General features: G+C 70.5%; 12 protein-coding genes. 6 read left to right on the top strand and 6 right to left on the bottom strand.

The features are described from left to right. Window positions 1–174 precede the first annotated feature (174 nt). Window positions 175–1,077: a 5'-nucleotidase gene (locus VLK61_RS25660; protein ID WP_325425356.1), complete on the bottom strand. Its 903-nt coding sequence runs from the start codon at window positions 1,075–1,077 to the stop codon at window positions 175–177. Between the two features lie 55 nt (window positions 1,078–1,132). Next, complete coding sequence (locus tag VLK61_RS25655) at window positions 1,133–2,149, bottom strand: AAA family ATPase (protein ID WP_325425354.1); 1,017 nt, start codon at window positions 2,147–2,149, stop codon at window positions 1,133–1,135. Window positions 2,150–2,385: 236 nt separating this feature from the next. Here VLK61_RS25655 and VLK61_RS25650 point away from each other — a divergent pair, with 236 nt between their 5' ends. The 4 genes from VLK61_RS25650 (at window position 2,386) to VLK61_RS25635 (ending at window position 9,438) form a co-directional block, all read left to right on the top strand. Further along, a complete protein-coding gene (locus tag VLK61_RS25650; protein ID WP_325425352.1) occupies window positions 2,386–2,646 on the top strand; it encodes a hypothetical protein in 261 nt (86 codons plus the stop codon). A 164-nt stretch (window positions 2,647–2,810) separates the two neighbouring features. After that, complete coding sequence (locus VLK61_RS25645) at window positions 2,811–3,581, top strand: response regulator (protein ID WP_325425350.1); 771 nt, start codon at window positions 2,811–2,813, stop codon at window positions 3,579–3,581. Then, complete coding sequence (locus VLK61_RS25640; protein ID WP_325425348.1) at window positions 3,581–6,496, top strand: hybrid sensor histidine kinase/response regulator; 2,916 nt, start codon at window positions 3,581–3,583, stop codon at window positions 6,494–6,496. Before VLK61_RS25645 ends, VLK61_RS25640 begins: the two co-directional genes overlap by 1 nt. Further along, window positions 6,493–9,438, top strand: a complete 2,946-nt coding sequence (locus VLK61_RS25635) for a response regulator (protein WP_325425346.1) — start codon at window positions 6,493–6,495, stop codon at window positions 9,436–9,438. The genes VLK61_RS25640 and VLK61_RS25635 overlap by 4 nt, the downstream gene beginning before the upstream one ends. On the opposite strand, the gene VLK61_RS25630 is transcribed toward VLK61_RS25635, so the two are convergent. Then, window positions 9,405–9,827: a globin family protein gene (locus VLK61_RS25630; RefSeq protein WP_325425344.1), complete on the bottom strand. Its 423-nt coding sequence runs from the start codon at window positions 9,825–9,827 to the stop codon at window positions 9,405–9,407. The two genes, VLK61_RS25635 and VLK61_RS25630, sit on opposite strands and share 34 nt — an antisense overlap. Window positions 9,828–10,060: 233 nt before the next feature. Between VLK61_RS25630 and VLK61_RS25625 the strand changes: the two genes are divergently transcribed. Then, window positions 10,061–10,273, top strand: coding sequence for a hypothetical protein (locus VLK61_RS25625; RefSeq protein ID WP_325425342.1), 213 nt, complete (start codon window positions 10,061–10,063; stop codon window positions 10,271–10,273). Then, window positions 10,270–11,880 carry a hypothetical protein gene (locus VLK61_RS25620; RefSeq protein ID WP_325425340.1) on the top strand — a complete coding sequence of 537 codons (1,611 nt, stop codon included), beginning with the start codon at window positions 10,270–10,272 and terminating at the stop codon, window positions 11,878–11,880. Before VLK61_RS25625 ends, VLK61_RS25620 begins: the two co-directional genes overlap by 4 nt. Window positions 11,881–11,882: 2 nt before the next feature. On the opposite strand, the gene gspF is transcribed toward VLK61_RS25620, so the two are convergent. From gspF to gspD, 3 genes are all read right to left on the bottom strand, one after another. Then, a complete protein-coding gene (gene gspF / locus VLK61_RS25615) occupies window positions 11,883–13,097 on the bottom strand; it encodes a type II secretion system inner membrane protein GspF (protein WP_325425338.1) in 1,215 nt (404 codons plus the stop codon). A 33-nt stretch (window positions 13,098–13,130) separates the two neighbouring features. After that, the gene (gene gspE / locus VLK61_RS25610; protein WP_325425336.1) at window positions 13,131–14,552 is read right to left on the bottom strand and encodes a type II secretion system ATPase GspE; all 1,422 of its coding nucleotides are present in this window, start codon (window positions 14,550–14,552) and stop codon (window positions 13,131–13,133) included. Between the two features lie 9 nt (window positions 14,553–14,561). Beyond that, the coding region (gene gspD / locus VLK61_RS25605; protein WP_325425334.1) for a type II secretion system secretin GspD at window positions 14,562–15,990 on the bottom strand (1,429 nt) is incomplete at its 5' end.

Below are 15,990 nucleotides of genomic sequence, written 5' to 3'. Positions count from 1 at the left end.
TCGGAGTCCACCAGTAGCCGCGCTTCTGCCATGTTATCCGACAGGTCCAGCTGCCACGGCCGTGCGGTGGCGCCGCCGCTGGCCAGGGCCACCGGCAGCGTGCGCACGCGGCGCACGTGCGGGAGGGGCATGGTGCGGCGGATGAGCGGGCCGCGGGGGCCGGGACGGCGATTCTCAGGCAGGGTTGGAGACGCCCGCCGCGACATGCCCGGCCGGGACGTGCGAGGCGGCGCTGTCGACATGTCGGGTCTGATCGTCGAAGAAGAAGTCGGGCTCGAATTCGCGCAGGAACTCGCCCTTGGGCAGGCCGCCGAGGAACATCGCCTCGTCGACCTCGATGTGCCAGTCCATCAGCGTGCGGATCGCGCGTTCATGCGCCGGCGCGCTGCGCGCGGTGACCAGCGCGGTGCGGATGCGCATGCCGGCCGGATCGGCCGCGCGCTGCAGCTGCTGCAGCGCCAGCAGCAGCGGCTTGAACGGCCCGGCGGCCAGTGGCGTGCCGGCTTGGCGGACCTCATGCTGCTGGAAGGCGTCGAGCCCGTCGCGCTGGTAGACGCGCTCGGCTTCGTCGGAGAACAGCACCGCGTCGCCGTCGAAGGCGATGCGCACCTCGCGCGGGTGCGCGCTGGAGGCCCGGGCGCTGTGCGGCAGCACGCGCGCCGCGGGCACACCGGCGTCCAGCGCCGAGCGCACATCGGCCTCGTTGGCCGACAGGAACAGCTGCGCCGCCAGCGGCCGCAGGTAACGCCATGGCGATGCGCCGCGCGTGAACACGCCGCGCTCGATGGCCAGCCCGTAGTGCTGGCAGGAGCGGAACACACGCAGCCCCGACACCGGGTCGTTGCGCGACAGGATCACCACTTCCACCTGCTGCGGCCCGCCGGTGTTGAAGGCCAGCAGCTTGTTCACCAGCGAGAAGGCCACGCCCGGCCGCGCCGGCTGGTCCAGCCGCTGCAGTTGCAGCTGCATGTAGGCATGGTCGTCGCTGGCTTCGAACAGCCGGTTCTCTTCTTCGAAGTCGAACAGGGCCCGCGACGAGAGGGCGATCACCAAGCGGTCGGCAAGCGAAGCGGGCATGGCCGGCATGATAGGCGGCGACCCGGGGGCGCCGGCCAGCGCCGGCGTGTCGGGGCTACTGCACGAAGCCGATCGGCGAGCGCTTGCCGTGCGCTTCGGGCAGGTCGCGCAACTCCACCGCATCGCGGCCATCGAGCCGCGCGTTGCCGAAAGCCGTCATCCAGGCGCGGCGCATCTCGCGCGGTGCCATCTCGGCCAGGCGTTCGAGCACGGCTTCGCCGGGCTCGGGCGCAAAGCGGCGGCCCCAGTCATGCTGGCCGCGGATGCCGCTGTACAGGCGCAAGGCAATGGTGCGCGCCGCATCGCGGTCGGGCATCTGCACCTCGTAGACGTTCACGCGGTTCAGGATCGGTTCGGGAATCGCCCGTTCGTCGTTCGCGGTGGCGACCCAGATCACCTGGCTCGCGTCCACCGCGACTTCGGCGAACTCGTCGATGAAGCTGCGCGCCGTGTCGTGCTCGAGCAAGCTGTACAGCGCGCCCAGCGGGTCGTAGGCATGTTCGCCGCGGGCCTTGTCGATCTCGTCGACAACCATCACCGGGTTGGCGTACTGGCCGTCGACCAGGGTCTCGAACACCTTGCCCGGGCGCGCGCCCTTCCATTGCGAGGACGCGCCGGAGAGCACCCAGCCCGCAGTGAGCGAGCTCATCGAGACGAAGCCCATGCCGGTGCCCAGCAGCTGTGCCACTTCGCGCGCAAAGTGTGTCTTGCCGACGCCGGGCGGGCCGAGCAACAGCATTGGCGTGATTTCCAGCGCGTCCCGGCTGTCGTGGCACAGCGCCAACTGACGCCGGATGTCGTCGAGTGCGTCGTGGAAATTCGGCAGCTCGTCGTACAGATGCTCCATCGCCGGCAGGCCCGAGGGTTTGACCTGGAAGCGCTCGGAGCCCTTCTCGAGCATGCGCTCGTAGGTGCTGCGCAGGCTCTCGTGCTCCTTGGGCGGCAGCTTGGTCAGCCGCCGTTCCACCTCGTCGCAGCGGTAGACATGCCGCATGTTGGCGATCGGGATGCCGCCGCGTCGGGCAACGGGCACGAGATCGGTCGAAACCGAGTCGGGGGTCGGAGTGGCCATGTGCTTGCTCCCACAAAGTCCAGCGATTCCATTGCAGCAGACCCTGCGCCGGACGACCCAACGAATAGCGTGACGAACTCGCCGCAGTTGCTGAACTCATCGTAGCAATTCCCGCGCCCGCCGCTACAAACGAAACGCAGGCTTCACCTGCGCGAAGGGGCTCTGAAACCTTGCGCACGCACAGTCCTCTCATGCCACGGGGCCCCGCCCCATGCACCAACGCAGAGGAGCCCGCCATGTCGTTCACGCAGATCTTCCCGACCGCCACGCCGCACGCCGCATGCGCCGAGCGGGCCGATGACGAGCTGTTCAGCCTGCCCGACTGGCTCTACCGCAGCGAAGCCTTCGCCGAAGACCTGCCCGGCGGCGCACCGCTGGCCGCGGTCGCGGTGGCACAGTCGCCGCGCCGTGTGCGGCTGTCGTCCGGCGCGCTGTACCTGGCGACCTTGGCGCTGGCTGTTGCCTCCAGCGTGCCGACGGCCTTGCTGGTGGCCTGAAACATTTGAAACCTGCGGCCAGCCCGGCCGCAGCCGCACTGAAACCCACACCTACCACCATCGCCGCCATGCATGCTGCAATCTTCCCAGCCAGCGCCCCGGTTGCCACCCATGGCGGCAGCTATCCTCTTCCGCGGCCGATGCCGGTTCCAGGAATCCGTTCGATGACACAGGCCGAATCCGATACCGCGCCCCGTCTGCTGGTGGTCGACGACGAGTCCGAACTCTGCGCATTGCTGGCGGAATACTTCGGCCGACACGGCTTCATCGTGCGCACCGCGCCCGATGCCGCGGTGGCCCGTCGCATGGTCGCTGAAGCGCTGCCCGACCTGGCCATCCTCGATGTCAACATGCCCGGCGAAAACGGCTTGTCGCTGGCCCGCTGGCTGCGCGACACCCACCCGCGGGTCGGCCTGGTGATGCTGACCACTGCCGGCGAAGCGGTGGACCGCATCGTCGGCCTCGAACTCGGTGCTGACGACTACCTGCCCAAGCCCTTTGAAACCCGCGAACTGCTGGCCCGCGCCCGCGCGCTGCTGCGCCGCATGGGCAGCAGCAGCGCGGTGCCGGCCGCCGCTGCCGCCGCCGAGGCCGGCCCTAGCGCCACCGCGCCGGCCGAAGGCAAGCGCATTCCCTTCGGCAGCTGCCTGCTGGACATCGATGAGCGCCGGCTGATCGGCGCCGACGGCGTCGAGGTGCCGATCACCGCCGCCGAGTTCGATCTGCTGGCGCTGTTCGCCCGCCACCCGAACCGGCCGCTGAACCGCGACCAGATCATGGAGCAGGCCCACAACCGCGGCTGGGATGTGTTCGACCGCTCGATCGACCTGCGCATCATGCGCTTGCGCCGCAAGATCGAGCGCAACCCCGACAAGCCCGAAGTCTTGAAGACGGTGCGCAATGTCGGCTACGTGTACGTGCCGGCGCCGCGCTGATGCAGCCAGCCGGCACAGCGGAGCCGGGTCCTGACGATACCGGCCGCTACCGTGTGGCGCCGGAGGTCTCCGCCGGCAACCTGGTGCAGCGCTACCGGCGCCAGCTGTGGATCATTGCCACGCCGCTGTTCCTGCTGCTGCTGGTGCTGTCTCTGTGGCAGGCCTTCCAGGCGCGCGGCGCGGTGGTGGCCGAGCTGGAACGCCAGGCCACGCAACAGCATGCCGCGCTGCAGACGCTGGCACGGGTGGCCAGCGACCATGTGGCGGACCTGCGCCTGCTGACCGAACGTGAGCTGGTGACGCCGCTGCAGGCGCCCGACCGCGCGCTGCGCGATGCGCTGCGCGTGCGCGGCGGCACCGCCGGCCATGGCGCGGACGGCTACGCGCTCGACGACCTGCCGCCATTGCTGCATGCCGGCAGCGCGCAGTTGTTGTGGCCGCAGGCCGGGGCGCCACCACCGGATGCGGCGCTGGCGCAGATGCAGTCGCTGTCGCGCACCACAGAGCTTGCCCACAGCCGCCATGCCGACCTGGCGGCTTCGAGCTTTCTGGCCTGGCCTGAACGCTGGCTGGCGCGCTACCCCTGGGTGCCAAGCCAGTCGCTGGTGGACGGCCTGCGGGCGGGCACCGTGGCCCAGGCGCTGGACATCGCCTATGCCCACCCGGCGTTCAGCGGTGGCCGGCCCGAAGCCAATGGCAATCAACACGCCTACTGGACGCCGGTGCAACGCGGCGGCGATGAAGGCCCGCGCGTGATCCACGCCGCGCCGGTCTACGACGGCGAAGACTTTCGCGGTGTCGTCAGCACCGAAGTGCGCCTGTCCAGCATTGCCCGGGTCGCCCCGGCACAACTGGTGGGCACGCTGAAGGAGGTCTACTGGTGGGTGCTGAACGACCAGGGGGAAGTGCTGGCTGAACGGATGGCGACCGAGGCCGGCCCGAGCACGGCGCCGCGCCCTTTGCCGAACGGCCTGGACAAGGCCGCGCTGGCCGAGGCCCAGCGCTCGGCCGGCCGCGCCGTGGCGGCGGCCGGCCACCGGGTGATCGCGCTCGATGTGGCCGATGCGCCCTGGACCCTGGTGCTGGCGCTCGGCGACGGCGCGCTGATGGCCCAGGTGCTGCCCGGCCTGCTGCCCTTCACGCTGATTGCGCTGGCCTTGCTGGGCATGTTCCTGCAGGCCCAATCGCTGCTGCGCCGGCGGGTCATCGAACCGGCGCTGGGCGTGATGGGCTACCTGCACGCCAAGTCGCAAGACCCCTACGCGCCCGAGCCCGAACTGCCGCCGCGCTGGCGGCCCTGGGCGCGCGTGGTCACCCGCACCTTCGACGAGCAGCGCGCCGCGCGTGCGGCCGAACGCCGCAGCGAAGCCTTCAAGTCGGCCATCGTCGACCACGCGCTGGCCGCGATGGTTGCGACCGATGCGCAGGGCCGCATCGTCGAGTTCAACCCGGCGGCGGTGGCGATGTTCGGCGTCAGCCGCGAGGCCGCGCTCGGCCGGCCGGTATCGCAGGTGATCATCCCGCCGCGTTACCGCGAGGCACATGACGCAGGCATGCGCCGCATTGCAAGCGGCGGGCCGGCACGCATCCTCGGCAAGCGCGTCGAGATGCAGGCGCTGCGCGCCGACGGCAGCGAATTCCCGGTCGAGATGCTGTTGTGGCGCGCCGATGTGTCGGGCGAAGTGCACTTCACCGCATCGTTGGTCGACTTGTCCGAACGCCGCGAAGCCGCACTCGAGATCGAGCGCCAGCGCGAGGCGCTGCGCCAGAGCGAAAAACTCAGCGCGATGGGCAGCCTGCTCGCCGGCGTGGCGCATGAGCTGAACAACCCGCTGGCCATCGTGCTCGGCCGCGCCAGCCTGCTGGAAGAAAAGTGCGAGCAGCTGCCGGGGCTGAGCCCGGATCAGCAAGCCGGCCTGCGCTCCGACGCCCAGCGCATCCGCGAAGCCGCCGACCGCTGCGGCCGCATCGTGCGCACCTTCCTGAACATGGCGCGCAGCAGGCCCACGCAGCGCCAGCCGGTGGCCTTCAACGAACTGGTGCAGGCAGCAGCCGAGATGCTGGCCTACACCTGGCGCAGCCATGGCATCGTGCTGGAGTTGGACCTGGCCGCATCGCTGCCCAAGGTGATGGCCGACGGCGACCAGATCGGCCAGGTGGTGCTGAACCTGCTGGTCAATGCCCAACAGGCCTTGTCCTCGTCCAGCGGGCCGCGTCGGGTGCGCGCCTCCACCGGCGTCGAACGTCCGCGCGCCGACCGCGAACCGCGGGTCTGGCTGCGGGTGGCCGATTCAGGCCCGGGCATCGCACCCGAGCTGGCCGAGAAGATCTTCGAGCCCTTCTTCACCACCAAGGCCGAAGGCATCGGCACCGGCCTCGGTCTCGCGGTGTCGCGCTCGCTGGCGCGCGAGCACGGCGGCAACCTGAGCCTGGAGCCGCCATCACCCCAGTCTTCGCTCGGCGGGGCCTGCTTCCGGCTGAGCCTGCCGCTGTCCGGTGAAGCCGGGCCGGAGACCGAAGCCACGGCGCTGGATGAAGGCGCCAGCGCGCGGCGTTCCCGCGTGCTGGTGGTCGACGATGAGACCGAGGTTGCCGAGCTGATCCGCGACATGCTCGAATCCGCCGGCCATGATGTGGCGGTGGCCGAATCCGGCGCGGTGGCGCTGGAGCTGCTGGACACCGCGCGCTTCGATGCCATCGTCAGCGACCTGCGCATGCCGGACATGGACGGTGCCGCGCTACGCCGTGAGATCCAGCGCCTGCACCCGGCGCTGGCCGCGCGGCTGATGTTCATCACCGGCGACACACTGTCGCCTGGCGCGCGTGACTTCCTCGATGCCACGGCCTGCCCGCGGCTCGACAAACCCTTCGGCAAGGCCGATCTGCTGACGGCGGTGTCGGCCCTGCTCGCATGACCGGATCAGTGCCTGCGGATGTCGCGCCCGACCAGGCGGTGCTGGCCGCCACGCGACGCCTGATCTGGTCGCTGGGCCTGCCGGTACTGCTGTTGCTGGCGGTGCTGACCGCGCTGCAATACCGCCAGCGCCTGGACGAAGCCGAGCGTTCGGTGCTGTTGCGGCTGGATCAGCGCGCGCTGGACCTGGAGCAGCTGGTGCGCCCGGCGATGGACCATGTGCACGACCTGCGGGTGATGCTGACCGAGGGCTGGAACGACCCGCCCGATGCCGGGCCGGGCCTGCGCCAGGCGCTGCAGCCGCGGCTGCAGCAGGGCCGCCCCGACGGCGTGTCGACCGATGCTGCCACGGCCGCTCAGCGTGAACGTTATGGCCAGATTTGGTGGGCGGCGCCAGATGGTGCGCCGCCCAGCGAGCCGTGGCTGCGCCGGGCCGCCGCCTTCGTCGGCCAGGCGCGCATTGCGCACCAGCGCGCGCCCGGCTTCGAGGCCACCTGGTTCGCCGGCACCGACACCAACACCTCGTTCGGCTACCCCTGGCTCTCGACCGAGCGCATCGTCGCGGCAATGGGCACCGACGGCCTCACCGCCATCGCGCCGATCCGCGCGATGGCCACCGAGGCCAGCCGCCGCCGCCGGCTGGCCGGGCCGTCGCCGCGCAGCACCTGGTGGGGCTCGCCGGACCTGAGCCAGCTGCACGGCCAGCTGGTGATCTCGCATGGCTCGCTGGTGCTGGTCGACGGCGCCTATGTCGGCGAGGTCTCGGTCGATTTCCGGCTCGACGGCCTGCAGCAGCGTCTGGCCAGCTGGGCCATCGGCTCGAATGGCCGGCACTGGATCGTCAGCGACAAGGCCGAGGTCATCGCCGATTCGGCCCAGCCGCTGGCACCGCCGCCCGGCCAACACTGGGGCCTGGGCGCGCAGCGCGCCGAGTTGCGTGCGGCGCTGGCCGATCACCTGCCGGCCGCGCTGCCGCTGGCCATCGTGCAGCATGCACTGCGCCAGCCGGGCCGGCTGCTGCGCGAGGGCGGCTGGGTGCTGGCCGCCGCGCGGCGCGAGGCCACGCCGTGGGCCCTCCTGGTGGCGCTGCCCGAGGCCAGCCTGCGCAGCAGCGTGCTGGCCAGCCTGATGCCCAATGCGCTGATCGCCGCGGCGCTGCTGCTGATGTTCGTCGCCGGACAGTGGATGCTGTCGCGCCATTTCGTCGCGCCGGCCTTGCGCGTGCTGGCCTATCTGCGCGCGCTGTCGGTCGACCCGCAGGCGACGGCCCCGCGGCTGGAGCCGCGCTGGCGGGTCTGGGTCGATGCGGTGACCGATGTCTTTCGCTCGCAGCGTGATCTGCAGCAGCGTGAGCAGGAGATGCTGCGCCGGGAGCACCAGCGCGAGGCGTTCAACACCGCCATCGTCACCGGCGCGCTGGCCGCGATCGTCGCCACCGATGCGCGTGGCCGCATGGTCGAGTTCAACCCGGCGGCCGAAACGCTGTTCGGCCGCACGCGGGCCCAGGCGCTGGGCCAGCTGATCGCCAGCCTGTTTCCCGAGCGCTACCGCGAGCGCCATGTCGCCGGCCTGGCCGATCTGGTCAGCGGCCTGCGGCGCGATTTTCTCGGCCGCCGCGTCGAACTGCTGGCCTGTCGCGCCAACGGCAGCGAGTTCCCGGTGGAGATGCAGCTGTGGCGCACCGAGCACGAAGGCGAAATCCACTTCGTCGCGTCGATGGTCGACCTGACCGAGCGCCGCACCGCGCAGCACGAGATCGAGCGCCAGCGCGAGGCCTTGCGCCAGAGCGAGAAGCTCGGCGCGATGGGTGGCCTGCTGGCCGGCGTGGCGCATGAACTGAACAACCCGCTGGCGGTGGTGATGGGCCGCGCCGGGTTACTGGAAGAAAAGCTGGACGATGCCGCGCTGCGGGCGGACGCCACCCGCATCCGCGAGGCGGCCGAGCGCTGCGGCCGCATCGTGCGCACCTTCCTGAACATGGCGCGCAGCAAGCCGGCGCAGCGCGGCCCGGTGGTGCTGAACGACCTCGTGCGCGCGGCCGCTGATATGCTGGGTTATGCCTGGCGCAGCCATGGCATCGAGCTGGAGCTGGCGCTGGCCGACAAGCTGCCGCCGGTGGATGTCGATCCCGACCAGATCGGCCAGGTCGTGCTGAACCTGCTGATCAACGCGCAGCAGGCGCTGGCCGGCCTCAAGACGCCGCGGCGCGTGCAGGTCAGCACCGGGCTGGAAGCGGCGCGCGAGGGCCGCTCGCCGCAGGCCTGGCTGCGCGTGCTCGACAGTGGGCCGGGCGTTTCGGCGGCCACCCGCGAGCAGATCTTCGAGCCCTTCTTCACCACCAAGGCCGAGGGCATGGGCACCGGGCTGGGCCTGGCGGTGTCGCGCTCGCTGGCGCGCGCGCATGGCGGCGAACTGCGGCTGGAAGACTCGGCGCCGGGGCAGGGCGCTTCATTCCGCCTGAGCCTGCCGCTGGCCGGTGTGCCCGCGGCCGCGCAAGTGGCCGACGAGCCCGAACCCGAGACGCCGGCGCTGGCCCAGGTGCTGGTGGTCGACGATGAAACCGACATCGCCAGCCTGATGCGCGACATGCTGGAATCCGCCGGCTACGAAGTGGCCACTGCCGAATCCGGCGCGGTGGCGCTGGAGATGCTGGAGGTGGCGCGCTTCGACGCCATCGTCAGCGACCTGCGCATGCCCGACATGGACGGCGCCGCCCTGTGGCGCGAGGTTCGCCGCCTGCACCCGGCGCTGGCACAGCGCATGCTGTTCGTCACCGGCGACACCTTGTCGGTCGACGCGCGGCAGTTCCTCGACGATGCGCAGTGCGCGAGCCTGGACAAGCCCTTCGCCAAGGCCGACCTGCTGCGCAGCGTGGCCGCGCTGCTGGCACCGGCCGGCGGCGCGCGTGATCAGGCCGCCAGCGACGCCGGCGCGTCGGTGTAGAGCATTTCCTGCTTGACCACGCCGAACAGCGCGGCCCAGGCGTCGTGGTGGCCGGCGGTGAAGCCGTTGCCGAGCATCTCGCTCAAGGTCTGCAGCAGCGCCGCGCCGACCGTGTCGTAGTGCGCCGGCCGCACGCCGTAGCCGACATGGCGCGCACCCAGCGCGTGCAGCACGGGGAACAAGGTCTCGGGCCGGCCCAGCAGGCCGACGGCCGCGCCGATCATCTGCATCAGCCGCTCACCCTGTTGCGCCATGCTGCCGTGGAACAGGCCCCGCAGCGTCGGGTCCAGCTCGAACAGGCGGCGGTAGAAGGCTTCAGCGGCCGCGCTGGCCACGGGCTTCACCTGGGCGAAGCTGGATTGCACGAGGCGGATCTGGTCGGGGGTCATGACGGTGTTTCCGGGGGCAACGATGAAGCCAGTGTGGCCAGGCGTCGCATCGATCGTGTTTCGTGGTCGGCGCGAACGGGTTTCGTTTGTTGTGCAGGCGCAGCCCAGCGGCGCAGGCCACCCCGCGGGGCCTGCGCAGGGCACAACAAAAGAAACACCGGGCGAGGTCGGTTGAAGCGGGCCTGATGCGGGCCGCTTTCAAACTGCCGGCACTGTTGAACGAGGAGCCCTGCATGCAAGCCCAGTCATTCGCAAGCCCATCCACCGCCCCGTCCGCCGTGCTGGCCCGCCCGCACCCGACGCAGCCGTCCGCCGCCTCGGCCGCGGTGCTGCAGCGACTGCGCGAAGCTGAAGGTCAGCAAGCCCTCACCGAGCTCTTCCCTCACCTGCGCCTGGAGGCGTATAACGCGCTTCGGGAGTTGTTCCCGACTCAGAGCGCGCAATGACCTCCACCGATGCCGCGGCGCTGCCGGTGCGCCACTTTCCGTCGCGCGTCGCCAGCCTTGGCTTTGCGATGCGCTTGCCGGTCGACTGGGTCTCGCACGAGCTGCCGGCGGACACGCCGGACTTCGAGGATCCCACCCGCCTGGTGCCGCTGGCCGCGGTGACGGCACCGCATGCCGCCATCGTCTGGGCCGTGGCGGCGCGGCCGGCGTATGGCGACGGCACGCTCAGCGACTGGGCGCACTACCTGCTGGCCCAGCACGGTCTCGACCCGCGCAGCTTCGGCGAATCGCGGCTCGGACTGCTGCCGGCACTGGTCGGTGAAGCCGAGCAGCCCAGCGACCTGGGCCCGCTGCGCGTGCGCTTCGCGTTCGCCGAAGACGGCGGGCGGCTGATCAACCTGTCGCTCACCGCACCGGTGTTGCTGGCCGACGCGGTGCAGGGCCTGTGGGCCAGCGCGACAGAGTCCTTCACGCTCGAGGAACCTGCCGGGCCCACCGTGGCCCTGTGGCCGGCAGTGCAGGAGCCACCGCAGCAGCACATCGTGCCGGACCTGGATCTGGGCGACACGATGGCGTTGCAGATCGCATCGGTGCCGCAGGCGGACCACGCGGCGGCGCTGGCCGATGTGCAACAGGCGCAAGTGGCCCAGGCACGAGTGCCCCAGGCGCAGCAGGCCCCGGCGCAGGAGATTCACTATGGCGAATCGGCCGCGACCCAGGCCGTGGGCCCGCCGCCGGCCGACTCACTGCACGACCATGCGCTGGCCGACGACGCCGCGTCCTTGAATCCGGAACATCCCACCAATCGCCGGTTGCGCGATTCCGGCGTCGGTCTGGTACCGCGGCTGGTGACGGTGAACAGCGCCGAGCGCTGCGCCACCGTGGCCTGTGGCGCAGTGAGCGCGCAGATCGATCTGCCACTGGGCTGGCATGTCATCGACGATGGCCGGCGTGTGCTGGTCTTCGAGCCGAAGGGCGACGTGCAGATCCACCTGGACCTGCTGGCCATCGAAGGCGACGAGATCACCAGCGTGCTCGATGCGCTGGAAAACCAGGTGCACCGCGACTATCCCGATCCGCAATGCCTGCGCCTGGCCTCGGGCACGATGGTGGCGCTGAATGTGCGCAACATCCGCGACGGCGACGAGCCGATCGAGCAGTTCCACCTGCTGGTGCCGGGCCCCGATGCCAGGCATGTGCTGCGCGCCCGTGTCACCGCGGCACTGACGCACGCCACCGCGGCGGCCAACCTCGGCGAGTTGGTGCTGCATTCAGCGGTGTTCGGCAGCTTCGCGATCCCCGCCGCCGCCGGCGAAACCGGCCCCGATTGGTGGATGGCCGCACTGTTGCTGGAGCGTGCCAACCGGCTCAACGAGGCCGAAGACTGCATCACCAGCGCGGTCGACCACATCGGCGCCGCGCTGCAGGTGGCCGAGCTGTACCGCCACCGCATGCTGCGCCTGCTGCGCGAAGGCGACAACGCCGGTGCCGACCACGCGCGCACGCAAGCCGTGCGCTGGGTGCAGCACTACGCGGCTTCAGCCACCAGCGGCGGCGAAGGCGTGGCGCTATCGCGCGAGCGCGATGCGTTCCTGGCGCGGCTGTAGCCTCACTTCACCCATTGATTCAACTGGATGATCGGCAGCAAGACGGCGAGCACGATCAGCATCACCACGCCGCCCATCGCGACGATCAGCAGCGGCTCCAGGATCGTCGCCAGTGCCATCGAGCGGCGCTGCACTTCGCCGGACAGCTGGCGCGCGGCGCGGTCCAGCATCTGCGGCAACTGGCCGGTCTGCTCACCCAGGCGCGCGAACATCGCCAGCAGCCCCGGAAAGCGCTTCTTCGCGGCCAGCGCCGAAGCCAGCGGCGCACCTTCGCGCACCTGCACCAGCGCATCCATCGCATCGGCACGCAAGGCGCGGTTGCCCAATGTTTCGGCGGCGGCCTGCAGCGCCTTCAGGATCGGCACGCCGGCGTTGGCCAGCATCGCCAGCGTGCCGGCAAAACGCGCGGCGTTGTAGCCGCGCGAGAGCCGGCCCAGCAGCGGCAGCGTCAGCCAGCCGGCATCGAAGCGGCGGCGGAAGGCTTCGTTGCGCAGCGCCATCGACAGCCCGACGCCGCTTGCGATCAGGCCCAGCAGCACCAGCCAGCCCCAGTGGCGCACGAAGCTGCTGATGGCCAGCATCGCCACCGTCAGCGTCGGCAGCGCGCGCTTGCTGCTGACGAACACGCTGGCCACCTGCGGCACCACGTAGCTGACCAGGAAGATCACGATCACCACCGCGATCAGCGAAACGATCATCGGGTACAGCGCGGCGCCCAGCAGCTTGGCGCGCAAGGCCTGGCGCTCTTCCAGGTCGTCGGCCAGGCGCTCGAGCACGCCGCCGAGCGCGCCGCTCTGTTCGCCGGCGGCCACCACGGCGCGGTAGACATCGTCGAACTCGCGCGGCGCCGTGCCCAGTGCGCGGGCAAACGGCGAACCGGCGTTGACCTCGGCGCGCAGGTGCGCCACCAGTTCGCGCTGGCGGGGATCGTCGGCTTCGTCGGACAAGGCCGTCAGCGCGCGTTCCAGCGGCAGCCCGGCGCCCACCAGCCCGGCCAGCTGGCGCGTCCAGACCGACAGCGTGGTGCTGCTGAACACCCGGCGCGAGAAGCGCGCGGCGCCCGAGGCCTGGCCGGCCGCCGCCACCGCTTCCACCGCCAGCGGCACCAGGCCCTGGCCACGCAGTTGCGTGCGCGCGGCCTTGGCGTTCTCGGCCTCGACAAAACCGCCGCGGGACTTGCCGCCGGCATCGAGCGCGTCGTATTTGTAGGCTGGCATACCGCGTCTTTTGATCGCTAGGTGGCGTGTCGGCTAGTCACGTGTGACACGCAAAACCTCTTCGAGCGAGGTCACACCCTCGGCGACCAGGCGTTCACCATCCTCGCGCATCGGCCGGAAGCCTTGCGTGCGCGCCGCTTCGTACAGCTCGCTCTCGGCCGCGCGGTTGTGGATCAACGCGCGGATCGGGTCGTTGGCGACCATCAGTTCGTAGACGCCGGTACGGCCCTTGTAGCCGGTGTTGGTGCAGGCCGGGCAGCCGACCGGGTGCCAGCGCCCTTCGGCGTCCTGCCGCTTGCACGCCGGGCAGAGCTTGCGCACCAGGCGCTGCGCCTGCACACCCAGCAGCGAGCTGCTCAACAGGAACGGTTCGACACCCATGTCGATCAGCCGCGTCACGGCGCTGGGCGCGTCGTTGGTGTGCAGCGTGGCCAGTACTAGGTGGCCGGTCAGCGAGGCCTGGATGGCGATCTGCGCGGTTTCGAAATCGCGGATCTCGCCGATCATGATGACGTCCGGGTCCTGGCGCAGGATCGCGCGCAGCGCCTTCGCAAACGTCAGGTCGATCTTCGGGTTCACCTGCGTCTGGCCGATGCCGGGCAGCTCGTACTCGACCGGGTCTTCGACGGTGAGGATGTTGGTCGTGCTGGTGTCGATGCGGCCGAGCGAGGCGTACAGCGTCGTCGTCTTGCCCGAGCCGGTGGGGCCGGTGACCAGCACGATGCCGTGCGGCTGGTGCACCAGGTGGTCGAAGGCCGACAGCACATCGCCGCTCATGCCCAGCGCTTCGAGCGTGAACTTCGATTCGGTCTTGTCCAGCAGCCGCAGCACGGCCCGTTCGCCGTGCGCCGAGGGCAGCGTGGAGACGCGCACGTCGATCGCCCGGCCACCGATGCGCAGCGAGATGCGGCCGTCCTGCGGCAGGCGTTTCTCGGCGATGTCCAGTTCGGCCATGATCTTCAGCCGCGAGATCAGCGCGGCATGCAGCGCCTTGTTCGGCTGCACCACCTCGCGCAGCGTGCCGTCGACGCGGAAGCGCACCGAGCTGGAACGCTCATAGGGCTCGATGTGGATGTCGCTGGCCGCGTCCTTTGCCGCCTGGGTCAGCAGCGCATTGAGCATGCGGATGATCGGCGCGTCGTTGGCGGCTTCGAGCAGGTCCTCCACGGCGGGCAGGTCCTGCAGCAGCCGCGACAGGTCGACCGCGCCCTCGATTTCGCCGACCACCGTAGCCGCGCTGGATTCACCGCCGGCATAGACCGCGGCGATGCGCTGCCCCAGCGTGGCTGCGGCTTCGGACTCGAAGCGGCTCACGTCGTGCAGGCGTACCACTTCGCTGATCGCGCTGACCGGCGTGGTCTCGGCGGCCCACAGCACGCGCTGGCCGCCGTCGTCCTCCAGCAGCAGCGTGTGGGCCTTGGCAAAGCCGTAGGGCAGGGGGTGGCGGCTGGCCATGGTCGGTGCCTAGTTGGTGGTCTTCGGCGTGCGGTCCGGCGCCGGGTTCGGCGTTGGAATCGAGGCCGGTGCCGGCTGCACCACCGCGCCAGGCTGCGGCGGCTGCAGCGGCGGCAGGATGGCCGATTCGTTGATCGGCAGCACGGCGCTGGGCACCGGCTGCGCGCTCTTCTGCAAGGCGCGGATCGCGTCGTAGCGGTCCAGCGTCAGCGACTGCGCGGCTTGCGCGTCGTTGATCACCACCGGCCGCAGGAAGACCAGCAGGTTGGTCTTGCGGCGCGTGCGGTTTTCGCTGCGGAACAAGCTGCCGACGACAGGCAGGTCGCCGAGCAGCGGCACTTTGTCCTCGCCGCCGTCGTACTGGTCTTTCAGCTGGCCGCCCAGCACCATGATCGCGCCGTCGTCGACGACCACGGTGGTCTCGATCGAGCTCTTCGTCGTCGACGGGCCGTTGACATTGGTGGCCGAGCCGGCGACGACAGCGGAGTTCTCCTGGTACACCGTCATGCGCACCACGCCGCCTTCGCCGATCTGCGGTTTCACGCGCAGCGTCAGGCCGACATCCTTGCGCTCGATGGTCTGGAACGGGTTCACCGTCGAGGTGCTGGAGCCGGTGCTGGTGAAGCTGCCGGTGACGAAGGGCACGTTGGCGCCGACGACGATCTTGGCCTCTTCGTTGTCCAGCGCCACCAGGTTGGGCGTCGACAGGATGTTGGTGCCCGACACGGTTTCGAGGAAGCGCGCCAGCGCGCCCAGCGTGTAGACGCCGTTGATCTTCTGCAGCAGGCCGAGGTTCAGGCCGTTGACCGAGGCGCCGACATTGAGGTTGGACAGGCCGCTGGACGTCGAGACCGACGACAGGTTGATGATGTTGTTGCTGCCGGTGCCGAAGTTGGTGCCCAGCGCCAGTCCGGTGGAGTCGCCCTTCTTGCCCAGCAGGCCCTGCCACTGGAAGCCGAACTCGGCCGCCTTCTGCGCGTCCATCTCGACGATCATCGACTCGACGAAGACCTGCGCGCGTCGGCCGTCGAGCTGCTCGATCACCGTGCGCATCTGGCGATAGAGCGGCTCGGGCGCGGTGATGATCAGCGAGTTCGTCGCCGGGTCGGCCTGGATGAAGCCGCCGGTCGAGGGCTGCGCCGACTGCGCCACCGGCGTGGTGGAAGCCGCCGACGCACCCGCCGTGGCGGTGCCCGTGGCACCGCCGATCGCCGCCGGGGCCGACATCGGCGACGCACTGGTGCTGGTGGCCGTGCCCAGGCTGCCGCCGCTGCTGCCACCGGCGCCGCCGGTGAAGGCCGCGCGCAGCACGGCAGCCAGCTTGGTGGCGTCGGCATTCTTCAGGTGCACGACATGGATGCTGCCGGCCGGGCCGTCGGCGCCGGGGCGGTCGAGCCGGCCGATCAGCGCGCGCATCGAGGCCAGGCGCGCCGGGCTT

This window comes from Aquabacterium sp., from assembly GCF_035476535.1.
In the GTDB taxonomy this organism is placed as follows: domain Bacteria; phylum Pseudomonadota; class Gammaproteobacteria; order Burkholderiales; family Burkholderiaceae_C; genus Pseudaquabacterium.
This window is presented reverse-complemented; position numbering and strand designations above follow the sequence as displayed.